At 56.7% G+C, this 18,892-nt stretch carries 15 protein-coding genes; 3 read left to right on the top strand and 12 right to left on the bottom strand.

All coding sequences use genetic code 11. The features are described 5' to 3' along the window. Nucleotides 1-26 precede the first annotated feature (26 nt). The 11 genes from yfaE to hisB form a co-directional block, all read right to left on the bottom strand. Nucleotides 27-299: a class I ribonucleotide reductase maintenance protein YfaE gene (yfaE, locus tag G565_RS27595; protein ID WP_028670518.1), complete on the bottom strand. Its 273-nt coding sequence runs from the start codon at nt 297-299 to the stop codon at nt 27-29. Further along, on the bottom strand, nt 296-1,420 hold the full coding sequence (gene nrdB / locus G565_RS0108345; protein WP_028670517.1) for a class Ia ribonucleoside-diphosphate reductase subunit beta: 1,125 nt from the start codon (nt 1,418-1,420) through the stop codon (nt 296-298). The genes yfaE and nrdB overlap by 4 nt, the downstream gene beginning before the upstream one ends. Nucleotides 1,421-1,429: 9 nt before the next feature. After that, a complete protein-coding gene (gene nrdA / locus G565_RS0108340; protein ID WP_028670516.1) occupies nt 1,430-3,697 on the bottom strand; it encodes a class 1a ribonucleoside-diphosphate reductase subunit alpha in 2,268 nt (755 codons plus the stop codon). Nucleotides 3,698-4,135: 438 nt separating this feature from the next. Further along, entirely contained in the window at nt 4,136-4,693 is a 558-nt protein-coding gene (locus tag G565_RS0108335; RefSeq protein WP_028670515.1) for a TMEM165/GDT1 family protein, read from the bottom strand. Nucleotides 4,694-4,897: 204 nt separating this feature from the next. Next, complete coding sequence (locus tag G565_RS0108330; protein WP_037338351.1) at nt 4,898-6,916, bottom strand: TRAP transporter permease; 2,019 nt, start codon at nt 6,914-6,916, stop codon at nt 4,898-4,900. Continuing rightward, a complete protein-coding gene (locus G565_RS23485) occupies nt 6,913-7,458 on the bottom strand; it encodes a DUF1850 domain-containing protein (RefSeq protein ID WP_084649290.1) in 546 nt (181 codons plus the stop codon). The genes G565_RS0108330 and G565_RS23485 overlap by 4 nt, the downstream gene beginning before the upstream one ends. Nucleotides 7,459-7,464: 6 nt before the next feature. Continuing rightward, entirely contained in the window at nt 7,465-8,421 is a 957-nt protein-coding gene (locus tag G565_RS0108320) for a TAXI family TRAP transporter solute-binding subunit (RefSeq protein WP_028670513.1), read from the bottom strand. Nucleotides 8,422-8,810: 389 nt separating this feature from the next. Continuing rightward, nucleotides 8,811-9,569 (bottom strand): imidazole glycerol phosphate synthase subunit HisF, encoded by a 759-nt coding sequence (hisF, locus tag G565_RS0108315; protein ID WP_028670512.1) that lies wholly within the window; start codon nt 9,567-9,569, stop codon nt 8,811-8,813. Nucleotides 9,570-10,059: 490 nt separating this feature from the next. Next, nucleotides 10,060-10,794, bottom strand: a complete 735-nt coding sequence (hisA, locus tag G565_RS0108310) for a 1-(5-phosphoribosyl)-5-[(5-phosphoribosylamino)methylideneamino]imidazole-4-carboxamide isomerase (protein WP_028670511.1) — start codon at nt 10,792-10,794, stop codon at nt 10,060-10,062. Nucleotides 10,795-10,827: 33 nt separating this feature from the next. Continuing rightward, the gene (gene hisH / locus G565_RS0108305; protein ID WP_281168920.1) at nt 10,828-11,478 is read right to left on the bottom strand and encodes an imidazole glycerol phosphate synthase subunit HisH; all 651 of its coding nucleotides are present in this window, start codon (nt 11,476-11,478) and stop codon (nt 10,828-10,830) included. Nucleotides 11,479-11,574: 96 nt separating this feature from the next. Then, nucleotides 11,575-12,165 carry an imidazoleglycerol-phosphate dehydratase HisB gene (gene hisB, locus G565_RS0108300; RefSeq protein ID WP_028670509.1) on the bottom strand — a complete coding sequence of 197 codons (591 nt, stop codon included), beginning with the start codon at nt 12,163-12,165 and terminating at the stop codon, nt 11,575-11,577. A gap of 140 nt (nt 12,166-12,305) precedes the next feature. On the opposite strand from hisB, the gene G565_RS26340 reads away from it, so the two are divergent. Continuing rightward, entirely contained in the window at nt 12,306-12,680 is a 375-nt protein-coding gene (locus G565_RS26340; protein WP_169579625.1) for an acetyl-CoA sensor PanZ family protein, read from the top strand. On the opposite strand, the gene G565_RS25935 is transcribed toward G565_RS26340, so the two are convergent. Beyond that, the gene (locus tag G565_RS25935; protein WP_028670508.1) at nt 12,643-15,786 is read right to left on the bottom strand and encodes a tetratricopeptide repeat-containing diguanylate cyclase; all 3,144 of its coding nucleotides are present in this window, start codon (nt 15,784-15,786) and stop codon (nt 12,643-12,645) included. The two genes, G565_RS26340 and G565_RS25935, sit on opposite strands and share 38 nt — an antisense overlap. A gap of 348 nt (nt 15,787-16,134) precedes the next feature. Here G565_RS25935 and glnL point away from each other — a divergent pair, with 348 nt between their 5' ends. Both glnL and glnG read left to right on the top strand, forming a co-directional pair. Then, complete coding sequence (gene glnL, locus G565_RS0108290) at nt 16,135-17,214, top strand: nitrogen regulation protein NR(II) (protein ID WP_028670507.1); 1,080 nt, start codon at nt 16,135-16,137, stop codon at nt 17,212-17,214. Further along, a complete protein-coding gene (gene glnG, locus G565_RS0108285) occupies nt 17,201-18,628 on the top strand; it encodes a nitrogen regulation protein NR(I) (RefSeq protein WP_028670506.1) in 1,428 nt (475 codons plus the stop codon). Before glnL ends, glnG begins: the two co-directional genes overlap by 14 nt. Nucleotides 18,629-18,892: the final 264 nt, after the last annotated feature.

Raw genomic sequence — 18,892 nt, 5'->3', positions numbered from 1 at the left:
TTGCCACTCTCATTTGTGCAGGGGTTTCAGGCTTTGAAAGTGACGGTGGCATCCACGACGACGACGCAGCTGCAGGCCAGGATTTCGCTGTCACCACACCAGGCGAGTGGGTCTTGAACGTAGTCGACCGAGCCTTTCATCAACACCATGCGGCACGCGCCGCAATACCCTTCCCGGCATTGATAAGGCACCTGAAACCCCCGTTTTTCCAGTTGCTGCAATACAGTCACTGGCTCTGGCGAGGGAAACAGGGTAATACGGTGCGTCTGCGACGCGTTCGGGTTGACCTCTTTGGTCACAACTCGAAGTCTTCCAGTGCACCGGTATCGACATCACTTTGCAAGGCCCCGACCAGGTAGGTGCTGATCTCGGTTTCCTGAGGAGCGACCTGCACCTGGTCGCTTTGCAGCCAGGCATCCATCCATGGCAGCGGGTTCTTGGGCGAACCGAAAGCCGGCTCCAGGTCTATGGCTGCCAGGCGTTGGTCGGTGATGTGTTGAACGTACTGCGCCAGAATGTCTGTGTTCAAACCAATCATCGACCCGTCTTTGAACAGGTAGGCGGCCCATTCCTTTTCCTGCTGGGCGGCGTCGATGAAGATCTGGCGGACGTTGTCGCGCTCTTCTTCAGCGATCTCGGCCATGACCGGGTCGTCGTGGCCGCGCGCCATCAGATTCAGCATGTGCTGGGTGCCAGTCAGGTGCAAGGCTTCATCGCGTGCGATCAGGCGAATGATTTTGGCGTTGCCTTCCATTCTTGAGCGCTCAGCAAAGGCAAAACTGCAGGCAAAGCTGACGTAAAAGCGAATGGCTTCCAGTACGTTGACAGAAGCCAGCGTCAAGTACAGCTTCCGTTTCAGTTCACGCAATGCGGTCTGGCCCTCAGCACTGGCCTGCCATTCATCGGATTGAACCTGAAAGCGTTGAGTGCCTGCAATCAGCGCGTCGTAGTACCGCGTTACTGTCGTTGCGCGTTCGACAATGGCCGGGTTGTGTACGATGTCATCGAACACCTTGCCCGGCTCGGTCAGCACATTGCGCATGATGTGCGTATAGGAGCGCGAGTGAATGGTTTCACTGAACGCCCAGGTTTCGATCCAGGTTTCGAGCTCGGGCAACGACACCAGAGGCAGCAGTGCCACATTGGGCGAACGACCCTGTACGCTGTCGAGCAGCGTCTGGTATTTCAGGTTGCTCAGAAAGATGTGCTGCTCATGCGCGGGCAGGGCGATAAAGTCCTTGCGGTCGCGCGTAAGGTCCACTTCTTCCGGTCGCCAGAAAAACGACAGTTGCTTTTCGATCAGCTTTTCGAAAATCGGGAACTTCTGCTGATCGTAACGCGCGACGTTCACCGTCTCGCCGAAAAACATCGGCTGGCTGAACGTATCAAACTCGCGCTGGTTAAAGGTTTGGTAAGCCATGCATTCTCCTCAGATCTTGCACGCGCCACTGGCGCAATCGTCATCGTCCATGGCACTGCCGGCACCGTCGCGGGTGTTGTGGTAGTACAGCGTTTTAACACCGAGCTTGTAAGCCGTCAGCAGGTCGTTGATCAGTTGTTGCATCGGGACCTTGTTGCCGTTGAAACGAGACGGGTCGTAATTGGTGTTGGCGGAAATCGACTGGTCGACAAACTTCTGCATCACGCCCACCAGGTTCAGGTAGCCCAGATTGTTCGGCTGTTGCCACAGCAGGTCGTACTGGTCTCTCAGATTGGCGATGTCAGGTACCACCTGCTTCATCACCCCGTCTTTCGACGTTTTGACTGAGACCAGACCCCGCGGCGGCTCTATGCCGTTGGTGGCGTTGGCAATCTGTGAGCTGGTTTCTGAGGGCATCAGTGCCGTCAGTGTCGAGTTGCGCAAACCGTGTTGCTTGATACGTGCACGCAGGTCATCCCAGTTCAGTTTTAATTCGGTATTGCAGACTTTATCGAGGTCTTTCTTGTAGTGATCGATCGGCAATTTGCCCTGGGCATACTGGGTTTCACTGAAACCGGGGCAAGCGCCTACTTCTTCAGCCAGCACATTGGAGGCCTTGAGCAGATAGTACTGAATGGCTTCGAACGTTTCGTGCGTCAGGTCCAGTGCGGACCCATCGGAATACCGTTTGCCGTGCTTGGCCAGATAGTAGGCGTAGTTAATCACGCCAATGCCCAGCGTCCGGCGCTTCATGGAACCCAGTTCCGCAGCCTTGACCGGGTAGTCCTGATAATCCAGCAGGCTGTCGAGCGCGCGCACGATCAACTCGGCCAGCGGTTCCAGTTCATCGAGCGATTCGATCGCACCCAGGTTAAAGGCGGCCAGTGTGCACAGGGCGATTTCACCGGTCTCGTCGTTGATGTCATGCAAGGGCTTCGTGGGCAGGGTGATTTCCATGCACAGGTTGCTTTGACGCACCGGCGCCTGTTTCGGATCAAAGGCACCGTGGGTGTTGCAATGGTCCACGTTCTGAATGTAGATCCGACCGGTGGATGCCCGCTCCTGAAGCAAAGTTGAGAACAGCTCAACAGCGGGGATCTGCTGCTTGCGAATGTCGTCGCGTTGCTCGTACTCGGCGTACAGCTGCTCGAACTTTTCCTGATCTTCAAAGAAGGCGTCATACAGACCGGGAACGTCCGACGGGCTGAACAGGGTAATGGGCTGGTTTTTGATCAGACGGGTGTACATCAGCCGGTTGATTTGAACCCCGTAGTCCAACTGGCGTACCCGGTTTTCCTCGACACCGCGGTTGTTTTTCAACACCAGCAGGCTTTCTACTTCCAGGTGCCACAAAGGGTAGAACAAGGTCGCGGCACCGCCGCGTACGCCGCCCTGTGAACAGCATTTAACCGCAGTCTGAAAGTGCTTGTAGAACGGAATGCAACCCGTATGGAAGGCGGCGCCGCTGCGAATGGGGGAACCGATAGCCCGAATGCGGCCGGCGTTGATACCGATACCAGCGCGTTGGCTGACGTAACGGACGACGGCCGCAGAGGTGGCATTAATGGAGTCGAGGCTGTCATCGCTTTCGATCAGTACACAGGAGCTGAACTGACGGGTCGGTGTGCGCACGCCAGACATGACCGGCGTCGGCAGGGATAACTTGAACATCGATACCGCTTCATAGAATTTCTGAATGGTGTCGAGTCGGGTCGCGTTCGGGTAGCTGGCAAACAGGCTGGCCGCGATCAGGATGTAGAGAAACTGAGGCGATTCATAAATGTCACCCGTCACCCGGTTTTGCACCAGGTATTTGCCTTCCAACTGCTTGACTGCCGCATAAGAGAAGTTCAGATCGCGTTCGTGGCGCAGAAAGCCTTCCATTGCCTCGTAGTCGGCTTCGCTGTAGTCAGTAAAGAGGTGCGAATCGTACCGGCCATCTTCGACCATCTTTTCCACGTGCTGGCGCAGTGACGGGGGTTCAAACTGGCCGTAGGCACGTTTACGCAGGTGGAAAATGGCCAGGCGCGCGGCCAGGTACTGGTAGTCGGGGTACTCTTCGCTGATCAGGTCGGCGGCTGCCTTGATCAGGGTCTCGTGAATATCAGAGGTGGTGATGCCATCGTGCAACTGCAACTGGGCTTTCAGCTCAACCTGGGAAACGGATACCGAGTCCAGCCCCTCTGCGGCCCAATTCAGTACTTTGTGGATTTTGTCGAGATCGAGGGGTTCGCTTCGTCCACCGCGTTTTTTCACTGAAATGGTTGCTGTACTCACCTGCGCTTCCTCCGCTGTTGGGGCTGCATCGGCAAAAGGCTGGCAAAACCAACTGAGTGACGGCCCGAGTTGGTTTTGCCAGTGTCGTTTACTTCGCCTGACGCGTTATATGTTGGGGTGCACTGGGCGGGGGGTCTGTAACGGGCTGAATCGCTGTAGCGACCCTGCCGGGAAGGCTGAATGAAACACACAAAAACCGGTGTTTGACAGTCGCCGGATTGCGGCGCTGTTTGGCCTGAATTCCCTGTAAAGACCCGGTTGAGCGGGGTATCGAAGATCACCCGCTCAAATCACCGAATGCCTATATATGGTGTTGTTTTGGTGGCTCTCTGTCAATATGTAGATGTTTGGAAAAATAGAGTGCAAGTAATCACTTGCCCTCGAAGCCCCTGATAGAGGGCTTGGGTGCGGTAAAATTTTGTTCGTAAATGTGACCGGCTAACCCGCAGTGATTGTCCAGAGTCCAAAGCCGATAAACAGCAAGCAGGCAACGATGTGCGCGGCGCGAACCGGCAGGCGCTGCATTAACCAGTTACCCGCCAGAATGACTGGCACATTGGCAATCAGCATACCCAGAGTGGTGCCCAGTGTGACCCAGAGTGTCGATTGATACTGGGCAGCCAACAAGACCGTGGCGATCTGGGTTTTATCACCAATTTCCGCGATGAAAAACAGGATCAGGGTGGCAGCGAATGCTCCCATTGAATCGAAGCGGCTGGGACCGCTGTCGTCTTTGTCTGGTATCAGCATCCACAGGCCAACGGCGATAAAACTGCCGCCGATTGCCCAGCGGGCCCAACTGCCGGGGGTCCACTGACCAAGCAGGGTACCCAGCCAGGCTGACAGACCATGATTGACAAGCGTAGCTACCAAAATGCCAGCCACAATGGCCCAGCGGTTACGAAACCGGGTAACCAGAAACAGGGAAAGCAGTTGGGTTTTATCGCCAATTTCCGCCAGGGAAACTGCCAGGGTCGAGCTGAGAAATGCGTCCATTACTGTAATCCGGGGCGGGGAGCAATACCAAAGGCAAATGCCACAGCCCCACCCGGTTCTGTGTCATTTGCCTCAGGTCTCATCAGTCCAGCAGGCTGTGGTTCGTACAGCGCTGGATGCGACCACCATGAACCTTCGGTTCAATTATGTTGATGGCCGCGCCGGTGGGGACCGGCCGATTACTCCCCCAAGACGGCGCGAAGTTTACCCGGCTACGGGAGCCGGGGCAACCTTGGGTCGGTTCATGAAGTTGATGGTGAGCAGCACCAGCATCAACACCACACCGGTGACTTCTGCGATGAAACTTGGGTAGAAGATGGCAATAACCCCGAGTGACAGCAATAGTCGCATCCAGTTGCGCATCGGGCCAAACAAATAGCCTTCCAACGCCGCTGCAAATGCCGCCAGAGCCAGAATGGCGATCGCACCATTCCACATAACCAGGGGTACCGGGCCTCCCATGATGATGGATGGATTAAACACCATGAACAGGGGAATCAGGTAGAGACCCTTGGCAAACTTCCAGGCCTGGACGCTGGTTTCCATGGTTTTGCTGCCCGCAATTGCTGCCCCGGCGAATGCCGCCAGGGCAACAGGGGGCGTCACGTTGGAGTCCTGTGAATACCAGAAGACGACCAGGTGGGCGATCAGCAACGGAATACCGAACTCGTTGGTCAGTGCCGGACCGACCAGAACAATCAACACAATGTAACTGGCGGTCACGGGTAACCCGAGACCCAGTATCAGGCTGGCAACCAGAACCAGCAACAAGGCCAGCAGAATGTTGCCACCGGAAAAGGCGATCATCATCGATGAAAATTTAAGACCCAGACCGGTTAAGCCCACGACACCCACCACAATACCAGCGACAGCGCAGGCAATGCTCACCGATACGGCGTTTCGGGCACCCAGTTCCAGCCCCTGAAGCAATTTAACGCCGCCATTGCGCACGGTCCCCCGAACTTCTGTAACGAGTTGGCCGTTCTTCGACCCTCGAGCTATGGCCAGCCAGAGACCATTCAGTCCGGCCACTGCAAGAATGCTGATGATGGCGTAAAAGCCAACCCGCATCGGTGATATACCCAGCACAAGTAGCCAGACAAGGAGTAACAGCGGCACCAGGAAAAACCAGCCGCGGGCCAGAACGTCGCGAATCTTCGGCAGTTCACTTTTGGCCTGGGGTTGCAGGCCCTGTTTGACCGCTATGATGTGGACGAACAGATATACCGTTGAAAAATACAGCAGCGCCGGAAACACGCTGACTTTGACGATCTCCAGGTAGGGCAGGCGAGTGTATTCGGCCATCAGGAAGGCGCCGGCTCCCATCAGCGGCGGCATGATTTGCCCGCCGGTACTGGCAGCCGCTTCAATGCCACCGGCCTGGGCGGGCTTGTAGCCGAGTTTTTTCATCAGTGGAATTGTGAACGCACCGGTGGTTACCACGTTTGCAATGGCGCTGCCGGAAATGGAGCCCATGCTGGCTGACGCAAGAACCGCTGCCTTGGCAGGTCCGCCGCGTTGGGTGCCCGTTGCGGAATAGGCAAGGTCGATGAAGAACTTACCTGCGCCTGTGACTTCAAGCAATGCACCGAATAACACAAAGATAAAGACAAAGGTCGCTGCTACCCCGAGTGGCAGACCGAAAATGCCTTCCTGGCCGAGATACAGCTGAGCGGCTACCCGGTCGAGGGAGTAGCCCCGGTGGTTGAGAATGCCGGGCAAAAATTCACCCAACCAGGGCAAGTCACCGCGTGCTCCGGCCAGTGCATAGGCGATAGCCAGGGTGCCGATGATGGTCAGGCCGGTGCCCACGGCACGACGGCTGGCCTCAAGTACGGTTACGATGCAGATGATGGCGAAAAGGATGTCGGTATCCGACCAGAAGCCGGCCCGGTTGATGATGTCATCGAGAAACCAGACCAGATAGAAACCGGAGGCCGTCGAAGCGACAAAGAAAATACAGTCAACGCCCATCGCGATCGGGCCCCTGGGCTTGCCTGGTTTTGGGCCAAACAAGACAAAGGTCAGCATCAGAATCAGCATCAGGTGGATGCCACGCTGATAGAACAGGCCCAGCGGTTCAATACCGGCGCCATAGAGATGAAACAGCGATAGGCTGATGCCAAGAACGATGACCAGCCAGCGCCATACGGCGGGACCGGGCATCAAATCGGCCTGCCAGTCGCTCTCAACCTTAAAGGGTATCGGGGTATATTGTTTCATGGAGTCATACTTCCAGTGGGTTCGTCAGCGGCGAGGCGAATGATGACACGTTGGTCGAATGCCAGCTCACTGAGACTGATCAAATTGTGCTCAACTGCAATGCGGTGATTGACCCGCATTGATCCAACCCGCAGCACGAGCTGATTGCCCGGCAGCGGCTGGTTAAAATTGGTAATGCGATAACCATGCTGGTCATCTGATCCCAACGTCCCGCGTCCGGGAATGTGCCCCAGGCCCGCGGCAAAATCGGGGGTGTGCGTGCTGTCGAGAATCAGCGTCTGACCATCTACCCGAAAGCAGTCCTCCACCTGAAACCCCTGCACAGAGTGATTCCAGAGCAGGCACCATCGGCCTTCATCGTCAGGCAAGTCGGCCCGGGCCAGAATGTGACTATCACTATCGACAACTTCCAGTTGCCAGGCAATAACGGGTGTAGCAGCGGCCAATAGTCCGGCGAATAAACCCAATCTGGCCCTTCTGACAACTTTAAAAAAACCGCGGGTCTTGCGACCCACGGTTTCCAGGCTGGTTAGCCGCGTCATTGTGAATTACTGACGCAAGCGAGCCGGGATATCGGCACCGATTTCTTCATAGTAACGAATGGCGCCCGGGTGCAGCGGAATTGGCGTTGACGTCAGCGCGAACTCAACGGTGGTGTCGTTCGCAGCCGGGTGAATGTCCTGCAGGTATTCAACTTCTTCGAACAACAACTTGGTGATCTGGTAGGCCAGATCGTCAGACATGGCGGTGTTGACAGTCAGGACGTTGGGGATACCAACCGAAGAGACCGGCTCATCCATACCTTCGTACAGACCAGCGCGCAGTGTGTAGGGCGCGAAGACAGGCTCCAGTTCCAGGGCATTGGCGACTTCTTCATCAGACATGGACAGCAGCTTGATGTCCCGGGTCGTGGCCAGGCTCAGTATCGAGCTGGTCGGCGGACCAACACTCCAGAAGCCGGCATCGATGTCGCCATCGCGAATTGCATCAGCCGTTTCGTTGAAGTTCAGACGCAGGGCAGTAAAGTCGTCGTAGCTGATGCCGTTGCCTTCGAGAATGGCATTGGCGTTCACTTCAGTACCACTGCCCGGCGCACCGACAGACACGCGCTTGCCGCGCAGGTCAGCCAGGGAATTAATGTTGGAATCAGCCAGCGTTACGATCTGGACGGCGTTCGGGTAAAGAGAGGCGAGTGCGACAACGTCCAGTTTGTTGCCATTGAAACGGTCACCACCGTTGTATGCCTGGTACACGGTATCCGCCAGTGCGATAGCCAGGTCTGAATCCTGGCGATGCACCAGGCCCATGTTTTCAACAGAAGCGCCGGTTACTTCAGCGACGGCGTCGTAGCCATCAATGTTATTGGTGATCAGTTCAGCCAGACCACCACCCAGTGGGTAGTAGGTGCCGCCGGTGCCGCCGGTAGCAATGGACAGAGATTCAGCCTGGGCAGCAGAGAAGCCCAGGGCTGCGGTTGCACACAGTGCCAGTGAAAGCTTACGCATGAGATAGTTACCTCGATTGTTGTTGGTTTTGTACGTCTATTATCGTCGTTCAAAATCCCGTGGCTCAGGCGGTCAGTCTGCTGTAAGACATGACCGGTCAAGTTCCACAAGAATTCAGGCTCAGGGCCCGTTAATGACCTGATTGTAGTCGTGAAGATGCAGCAAGCGCGGGTTGGTTCGAGTTTTTTGTAGCCCGGCTGCCACAGGGTCAGTCAGGGTATTGCAACCCCTGTGCCAGGAGCGGCCCGCCCGCTAACCCTCATGGTTCGTGGGCTTTTGCTAGAAAACTGGCAAGTATAGGCAGGATTTTGCTTATTGGTGGGGGGTAGTAAGCAAAAAATGGCTGGGTCGCGTCTGATGAGACGCGACCCAGCCATCAGAGAGGATAATCAGCGGCGCATTTCAATACCGCGACCCGCCATCACGTCTTTCGCCTCGGCGATGCTGTATTCACCAAAATGAAAGATGCTTGCGGCCAATACGGCGTCGGCGTGGCCTTCAAGAACGCCGTCGGCCAGGTGGTCGAGGTTACCGACACCGCCACTGGCGATCACAGGAATACGAATGGCATCGGCAATGGCTTTGGTCAGTCCGAGATCAAACCCGGACTTAACCCCATCCCGGTCCATGCTGGTCAGCAAAATCTCGCCGGCTCCCAGGGCTTCCATTTTCTGTGCCCATTCGACAGCATCAATACCGGTCGGCTTGCGGCCACCGTGTGTGAAGATTTCCCAGTGGTCATCCACCCGTTTGGCATCAATGGCAACCACAATGCATTGGGCGCCAAACCGGTCGGAGGCTTGTTTGACAAACTCAGGGTTAAACACCGCGGCGCTGTTAATGGAGACTTTATCAGCACCGGCATTCAACATGGTGCGAATGTCTTCCAGGGTGCGAATACCACCACCAACCGTCAGCGGAATAAACACCTGACCGGCAATGGCACTGACCGTATCGACCATGGTGTCGCGGCCTTCATGGGTGGCGGTAATGTCGAGCATGGTAATCTCATCGGCACCCTGTTCGTTGTACCGGCGCGCCACTTCCACCGGATCCCCGGCGTCCCGAATATTGACGAAATTCACACCCTTAACCACGCGACCCTTGTCGACGTCGAGGCAGGGAATAATACGTTTTGCCAGTGCCATAGTTGTGTCTCTCGGTTGTGTTCTGTAGCTGTCGATTGGTTCTCAGGCTTGCCGGGTTGACTTTACTCCGCGCCAGGAAGTCGTGTCAGGCACCGGGTTGGCCTATCCGGGGCCGGGCGGGATGCCGCCCACTCAACCCGTCCATGGGGCCTAGGCTTCGGCATCCATGCCTCAGACTACCCCGGATAGGCCTACCCGGCACCTGACACTCAGTTCAGCGTCAATTCCGTAAAAAAAGGTGATGCCGAGTCATATCGTGTTCTGAGTTTGAGATTCGCATGCGAGGTAACCACTAGTCTGTCCCAAGGGCTATCGGGTGCCCTCATCGGAGGCCGTGAGATCGCATGGATGCAATCTTCGAGCCCCCATGGACGGGTTTACGGCGTGCCTCCGATGAGGGTACCCGATGGCCCGCCTTGGCTGATCAGTAGAAAGAACCTCTGTTTCGATTATACCTGGCGAATCTTGAACTCAGGACACAGCCACAGACTCAACCCCGCCCGTCGCAGTAAGCCTGTGCCTCTTTCAAGTCGATGGCGCCGTCGTAGATGGCGCGGCCGGTGATGGCGCCCAGAATGCCCTGGCTGGCGACATCGCACAGGCGTTCTATGTCGGTCATGTTGGTGACGCCGCCGCTGGCGATGACCGGAATGCCGCCGGCTTTGGCGACTTCGACGGTGGCGTCGACGTTGACGCCCTGCATCATGCCATCGCGGCTGATGTCGGTATAGACGATGGCGCTGACGCCGTCGTTGGCGAAATCTCGGGCCAGGTCGGTGGCCAGTACGTCGCTGACGTCGGCCCAGCCTTCAGTGGCTACGCGGCCGTCTTTGGCGTCGATGCCGACGATGATGTGGCCGGGAAAGGCCTGGCAGGCCTCGCGCACGAAGCCCGAGTTCTTGAGTGCTGCCGTGCCGATGATGCACCAGGTGACACCGGCTTTTATGTAGGCCTCAATGGTCTCCAGCGAGCGAATGCCGCCACCGATCTGGATCGGCAGATCCGGGTATTTTTTGGAAATGGCGGTGACCGCTTCAGCGTGAATCGGGGTGCCTTCAAAGGCACCGTTCAAATCGACCAGGTGCAAGCGGCGACAACCGGCTTCGACCCAGCGAGTGGACATTTCAACCGGATCGGAACCAAACACGGTGGCGTCTTCCATGCGGCCCTGTAGCAAGCGGACGCACTGGCCGTCTTTCAGGTCGATGGCGGGGATGATCAGCATTGAGAGTGTCTCCAGGTGCACTGGGGAAACCGCTTATCGGCGGCCGTCCCAGTCGACAAAGTTTTTCAGCAGGGTCAGTCCCGCCGGGAAGCTTTTCTCCGGGTGGAACTGGGTGGCAAAGAGGTTGTCCCGGTAAATCATGGCAGCAAAGGTGGCATCGTAGGTGCAGTTGGCTGCGGTGTATTCCGGGTGAGCTTCCACGTAGTAACTGTGTACGAAATAGAAGCGGTCGCCACTGTGAATGCCGTGCAGCAGCGGGTGATCGATTTGCAGGTCTACCGTATTCCAGCCCATGTGTGGCACCTTCAGGGCCAGGCCACGTTCGTCGGTGGCGGTGGTGCTGAACCGGCGAACCTCGCCATCGAAGTAACCCAGGCAGTCGACGCCATCGTTCTCATGGCTGTGTGCCATCAGCGCTTGCATGCCGACGCAAATGCCGAGGAAGGGCTTGCCGCTGTTGACCGCATCGGCGACCACGGTATCAACGCCCTGGCGACGAATTTCAGCCATGCAATCGCGGATCGCACCGACGCCCGGCAATAGAATGTGGTCGGCTTCGGCGATGCGGTCTTTGTCGGACGTGACTTCGATTTGGGTGTTCGGGGCCACGTGCTCCAGCGCCTTGGCGACGGAGTGCAGGTTGCCCATGCCGTAATCAATGATGGTCAGCAGTGTGCGACTCACGGAAGTATCCTGTTCTGGCGGAGGTTTGCCTCAGGCGCCCGTTGTGGGCACCGATGGAGCGACCTTTATGTCGGTATCAGAGCACGTATGTCGGTATCAGAGTACACCCTTGGTGGACGGGGTGATGCCGGCCATGCGCTCGTCGGGTGTCAACGCCATGCGCAGTGCGCGGCCAAAGGCTTTGAACACCGTCTCGATCTGATGGTGAGAATTATGCCCTTTCAGATTGTCGATGTGCAGGGTAACCCAGGCGTGATTGACGAAGCCCTGAAAGAATTCGTAAAACAGGTCAACATCAAAACCGCCGACGCTGCCGCGAGTAAACGGCAGGTTGTATTCGAGCCCCGGGCGACCGGAGAAGTCGATCACGACCCGTGACAGGGCTTCATCCAGCGGGACATAGCTGTGACCGTAGCGAGTGATGCCTTTCTTGTCGCCGACGGCTTTTGCGAACGCCTGGCCCAGGGTGATGCCAATGTCTTCAACGCTGTGGTGGTCGTCGATGTGGTTGTCGCCGCGACAGACGATGTCGAGATCGATCAGGCCATGCCGGGCGATCTGGTCCATCATGTGGTCCAGAAAAGGCATGCCCGTGTCGAATTGGGCCTTGCCGGTACCGTCCAGATTGATGCTGGCCTTGATCTGGGTTTCGGTGGTGTTGCGCTCAACCGTCGCTTGGCGACTCATAGTACGACTCTCTGTATTTGATGATTTTGGACAAGGCGTGCGTGATCCGGGCGCCTGGGCCGAAGTAAGCGGCCTGAAGTCCTGTTGCGAAGGCGCATTATATCGGTATGCTGCGCCTCAAACCACCCGGACAGACACCGATGCCTGTAACGCTGGATTTGCTGGCAAGCACGCCAACCCCCGATGGCACTGATATGCAGGACCTTACCCGGCTGACGCAGGACATGAATGCTTGCGCCTGCTTTCAAGCCGCCTGGGCAGCATGGCAGATAAATCGTTCAGAGGTGAGTTTGTATGCGGCCCGCTTTAACGGACGTATCGTCGGTGTTGCCTTAGTGCAGAGCGGTTGCTTACTCAGCTTGGGCGTCAGAGGGCTCACCCGCGGTCGGGGTGTCGGGCGACGTATGGTCTCGGTACTGGCACAACAGCAGGGTTTGACGCTCTCGGCGCATATGGATCCCGGGCTGGCTGCGTTTGTCAGTGCCTGTTTGGCGTCGACGGCAGGTCAGAGATAACCGCCTGGTTTTTGCCGCGGGATTTGGCTTCATACATGGCGTGGTCGGCCAGATTGAGCAGTTGATCGACCAGTCTTGGAGCCTGTTCTCCGGTTACTTCGATAATACCGACCGAACAACCCAGTTGCTGGCCTTCCGGCCAGGTGAACTCCTGCCCGGTAAAGCGCCGCAAGAACGCCTGGCAACGGGCTGGGGTGGCAAAGTCCTCCAGGATGCGCTGGGCCAGTTGCTGCACGGCCTGACCGCGCTCATTGGGAAACAGGATGACGAATTCATCCCCGCCCAGGCGAGCGGCCAGGTCTTCGGTGCGGGTGTGTTCTTTTAGCAACTGAGCAAACCCCCGCAAGACCTGGTCCCCCAGAATGTGGCCATAGTTGTCATTCAGGTATTTGAAGTTATCCAGATCCAAAAACGCCAGTGAAAACCGATAGTCGGCATTGCGACGTCCACGGGCAAGCTCTTCTTCGAGGCGCGGATAGAGTGCCTGACGGTTCATTAGGCCGGTGAGCATGTCGGTAGACGACAGGTGATGCAGTTCCTTTTCATGAATCAGCCGCTGAATGGCCGCTGCCAATTGACCGGCCAGCATGGAGGCCGTGCGCAGCACCGACTCCTCAAAGCCCGAGGGGTTTCGGGTCATCAGAATCATATCGCCAAAATCATGGTGGGGCAGGGCTATGCGGAAAATACAGACGTAACCGCTGTCGAGGCCCTCGATATCCAGGTTGCGCATTCGCACTAACAGTCGCCCGCGGGTCAGGCGCTGCAGGGACAACGCCTGATGCAGCCGCTCCACTACCAGGTCAGGTAAGCCCCGGGTGATCAGCGTGGCGTTCATGAAAGGTTGCTGGGTCAGCTCAATGGCGACGTAGTCGCAATCCAGGTGTGCTTTGAGTTGCTGACACAGGGTTTCGACCAGGGCCAGGGTGTCGGTGGCGGCATTGGTTTGAGCACTTAGGTGTGACAACAAACGGGTGTCGCGTACCCGTTGTTGAATGTGTTCCAGTTCACTTTCAAGATCGGCAGCTCGCAGCACCGACATCAGATCAACATTGCTGGCGGGCATTGGCTCGGTTTCTGGCGCCTGGGTGTGCATCCATTGAATCCGGTAAGCGGGCGTCAGATGGCTCGGTAAACTGTCGGAACCGGCTGCGTACCAGGCCAGGTTCAGCAAGGTATCCGGTAAGTCCTGATGCGTCTCCAACGACGTCCGCAACTCGCTCACCAGCGTGGTTATTCGTTTGTAATCCGCTTCTGCCCGGGCGAAGTGCAGCTTCAGGCAGGTGAGCAATATTTTGCCCCGAACCGACTGCTGCTCGGGCTGTTTGCTGAAATCCTGCAGCGTATGCTGGGCGAGCACGCTGTGCCCCAGGTAAAAACGGTACAACGCCTGTTGCAGCAGGAGGTCATCAAGCGTGTAAAACGGAATGGTGACAAAGCCGCGGATGCGGCATAGCCGGATAGCGGTACTGAGCAGCCGCAAACTCTCCTGAACGTTGCCACTGATCAGATATGCCCAGGACAGGTTGTGCAGCGTGACCGCGATTTCGTTGTAATGGGCCACGGTTTGCAGTTTGTGCAAGGTGTACAGAAAGGTGTCACGGGCTTCGCTGATTCGGCCCAGGCGCATCTGAATGATGCCCAGCCCGTTATAAATCGGCGCTTCATGGCGCGGGGAGGCCATTCGCTGGCAACGGTCCAGGGCCAGCTCAAGCAGTCTGTGCGCGCGCTGAAGCCGATGGGCTTTGGTTTGCAATAAGGCCATCGCTTCAGTCAGTTTGACGGTCGCGATGTCGTTTCTTTCTGCCCGGGCCTGGCTGAGGCCGGTCAGAATGGCTCGCCGCAGGAAATACCGCTCCCGGTCAGTCATGCTGCTTTCCCAGGCAATCTGGGCGGTGCGCAGAGCATAACCGTAGTCGTCCTGGTCAAGCATCGGCAGCAGAGCTTCCAGCCGGTGCAGCATATTCGCCGGTGGGCGCTCATGGAACATGCTGCTGATCATCACCTGCAACAGTAGCCATTCCCGCTCGCGCAATAGCCAGGGTGCATCCTTGATGGTGATTTGTTCCAGCGCTGTCTGGGCGTGGGTGGCCATTTGCCGGGCGGTGCTCAGCCGGTGTTTGGTCAGGGCACACCAGCCAAGGCGCACGTAAGCATCGAACATCTGATCGTAGAGGTGATCATGACGCGCTTCTTCCAGCAATTCGGTCAGCAGGGTGATGGCGCCGTTATGCTGGTCTTTGTAGTACAAGGCCTCGGCTTCGATCAGTCGCAACGTGCTGCGGTGCTCGGATAACAACAATATTTGCCGTTCATCGAGCATCAACCCAATTCTGTCGCACAGCAAATGGGTTTCTGTATGGCACTGCAGGGCGTGGTTTCTCAGCGCATCCTGGATCAGCTTGGGAATGCTCTGAGCGCTGAGCGACTCGGGCTCTGGCCAGGGCGATGCGTCGTCGATCAGATCGGGTGAAAGATCAATCAGCCAGTGGGGCGGATCGATGTCGTCGTCCGCGCCATGCTGGGTGCTTTGCCAGTCCAGCTCATGGGATGCCATCAGGTCGGTATCGGTTGACGTGAGCAGCAAAACCCGGCCACTCAGTTGCTGTTGAACGGTTCTGACCAGACGCTGAAGACTGATGCTGGCGAAATGAAAGTGTGAGAGTGCGACCACGATAGGTCGCGTCTGCGCCAAAGCGATCAGCAAGCAAATGATGTCGTCCTGGAAGGCGATGGCTTTCTGGATAACGTGATCTTTCAATTGCAGCGGTTGCCGCTGAATAAAATGGTCGTCCAGAATTTGCTGCCAGGTAGTCAGGTTGGGTCCATAGACACCCTGCTCCCTGAGCCAGCTGCAGCAATCGGTAATGCCCAGCCGGCCATAGCCATCCTGAATGATGTCAACCAGTGGGTAATAGCCATTCAGCTGACTGTCGGCCGTCAGTTGATAGCGAATGCATTCAGCGGGCAGGTCTGCCATAAACGCATCCACCAGGCTGCTGAATCGGCGGCCATCGGCATCGGCGAAAAGCAGGCACTGTCCCTGGCCTTTTAAGGTTTGCTGCCAGGCATTGTCTAGCAGCCTAAGCGGATAGGTCTGGTTCATAATCCTTCACGATATTGCTGCGTTCATTGAGTATAAACCAAAACTTCCCATCACCGTGCAGACGAATAAGCAAGTTTGCGTATTTAGAGGCAAAACGGGAGGACTTGAATCACAAACCCAGCAATGCACCATAATGGTGCTAGAATTGCTCTTTAGGGTTTATATTGGTGCATTACGATCAAAACAAGCCCCGTAATCGTGCATATTCAGCACCAAATGACTGGCCTGCTTCTTGCGTATGCCATTTAAAGAACCACACAGCAGGCCCCGGTATTACCGCCGCACAGTTTTTGGGGGCTGTTTGCTGGCCCTGACGTTCACAGCAACCCGGTGCACAGGAAACCTCATGTGACTGACACGCATTTTTTTCGCCAGTTGGTCGATCACCAATTTACGGCTGTCATACAGCTGGACGACACTCTGGTTGTCGAACACGTCAATCCGTCTGCCGAATTGTTACTGGTGCGCTCAGGCAAGCAAATTATCGGTCAGGCGTTTTACAGCTTGTTTGTTAACCCGGCAGAGATCAGGGAGATGATGATGTCGGCCATTTCCGGCGGTACAACTCTGTCTGTGCGTTCTGCACAGTGGCAGTTGGCCCATCGGGATACGCTGACGCTGGATTACATGGTTACCCCATACATGGACGATGGCGAACTGCACCTGATCGTTGAAATGCTGCCCGCTGACCGGGCGATGCGCATCAGCCGAGATGAAGGGCTGATTCAGCAAACAGAGACCACCCGGCATCTGGTGCGTGGTGTGGCGCATGAGATCAAAAATCCGTTGGGTGGTATTCGGGGTGCAGCACAACTGCTGGCCAGCGAATTGCCTAACGCCGATCTGAAAGAATACACCCAGGTGATCATTGAAGAGGCCGACCGCCTGCGTGATCTGGTAGACCGCATGTTGGGCAGCCATAAGGTGCCTACGCTGTCGGATGTCAATATTCATCAGATTGTTGAGCGAGTTTACGCCCTGTTGCGCGTCGAATGTGGAGACCGGATTCAGCTAAGCAGGGATTACGACCCCAGCCTTCCCGATTTTCAAGCCGATGAAGCACAGCTTATTCAGGCCGTATTGAACATTGCTCGCAACGCCGTGCAGGCACTGATTGAAAACGATGTGCAATCGCCGTCCATAGAATTCAAAACCCGGGCGGTGCGCCAGTTTACCATTCGTCAGAACCGGTATCGCCTGCTGGTCAAACTCGAGATCATTGATAACGGGCCGGGTATTGCCCCGGAAATGATGGAAAAGATTTTCTATCCCATGATATCAGGCCGGCCCTCTGGCACGGGCTTGGGTCTGTCGATCGCTCAGCAAATCATTAATTTTCACAACGGTGTCATCGAGTGTGACAGCAGTCCCGGTGCCACCGTTTTTAGTGTCTATTTACCGTTGGAGGGGCTCAATGGCCAATCATAATTGCGTCTGGATCGTCGACGATGACCGCTCCATACGCTGGGTACTGGAACGTGCCTTTGACAAGGAAGGCATCGAGTGCCGCAGCTTTGAATCCGGCGAGGCCCTGTTGCGCAAGCTGGATCAGGACCCGCCCGATGCCATCGTCAGTGACGTTCGCATGGAAGGCATCGACGGGCTGGAGTTGCTCAGTCGAATTCACGACAAGCATCCGCATTTGCCGGTCATCATCATGACCGCGCATTCGGACCTGGAAAGTGCCGTTGCCTCCTTTCAGGGCGGTGCTTTCGAGTATCTGCCCAAGCCATTTGATGTTGATGATGCGGTCTCGCTGGCTTTGCGTGCGATAGAGCATACCCGCCAAAAGCAAAAGACCACGGAACCTGCGGTTGCTCCGGCCAATACCGAAATCATTGGCGAGGCGCCGGCCATGCAGGAGGTGTTCCGGGCTATTGGCCGATTGTCTCAGTCGAACATCACGGTGCTGATCAATGGTGAGTCCGGTACCGGCAAGGAGCTGGTGGCACATGCCCTGCACCGCCACAGTCCGCGTCGGGAGAATCCGTTCATTGCACTGAACATGGCGGCTATCCCCCGTGACCTGATGGAGTCGGAACTCTTTGGTCACGAAAAGGGTTCGTTTACCGGGGCGCAGGGTCAGCGCCGGGGCCGATTTGAACAGGCCGATGGCGGAACGCTGTTTCTCGACGAAATTGGCGATATGCCGTCCGAGACTCAGACCCGGTTGTTGCGGGTACTGGCCGACGGCGAATTTTATCGCGTTGGCGGGCATACCTCGGTGCGGGTGGATGTGCGCATCATTGCCGCGACCCACCAGAATCTGGAAACCCTGGTGAAAGAGGGTCGCTTTCGTGAAGACCTGTTTCACCGGCTGAACGTCATTCGTATCCATTTGCCGCGCCTGGCTGACCGGCGTGAAGACATTCCCCGGCTGCTTGAGTTTTTTCTGCACAAGGCAGCCGACGAATTGGGCGTGGAAACCAAGACGTTGCGACCGGAAACCGAAACCTATTTGTCGCGCCTGGCCTGGCCTGGCAACGTGCGTCAACTGGAGAACATCTGTCGCTGGATCACGGTAATGGCATCGGGCCGGGAAGTGCTGGTGTCGGATCTGCCCCCAGAGCTGATGGACGAAGCCCAGACACCGGTGACCAGCGAAAACTGGGAGCAAGCGCTACGCAACTGGGCCGACCGGGAGCTGGCCCGGGGCGAGCACCGGTTACTGGACATTGCCGTTCCGAATTTCGAGCGCATCATGATCGAAACGGCGCTGAAGCATACCGCCGGCCGGCGCCGGGATGCGGCGGAATTGCTGGGCTGGGGCCGTAACACCCTGACCCGCAAGATCAAGGAACTGGGCATGGAGCTCGAGTCGGTGGCCGAGGACGAAGAGTAATTTAACTCAAGTTTCGGAGTTCAAATAGGCGACATAGCCTTGAGCCCGCGCCAGATGGCAGGGATGCTCCAGCGGGGTCGCCGGGGATACATCCATGTAGGCTTAACTTCGGCATCCATGCCTCAGATATCCCCGCAAAAGCAGCCCTGCCACCCGGCGCTAATCTATAGTGAACTTCGAAAGCTGAGATACACATATTGAAGTTCGCCCGAAAGATTAGCAGCGGGTGCCGGGTATGCCCCTGTGGGGAAGTCCGCAGTATGG

The organism is Saccharospirillum impatiens DSM 12546 (assembly GCF_000423605.1).
GTDB lineage: Bacteria > Pseudomonadota > Gammaproteobacteria > Pseudomonadales > Natronospirillaceae > Saccharospirillum > Saccharospirillum impatiens.
This window is presented reverse-complemented; position numbering and strand designations above follow the sequence as displayed.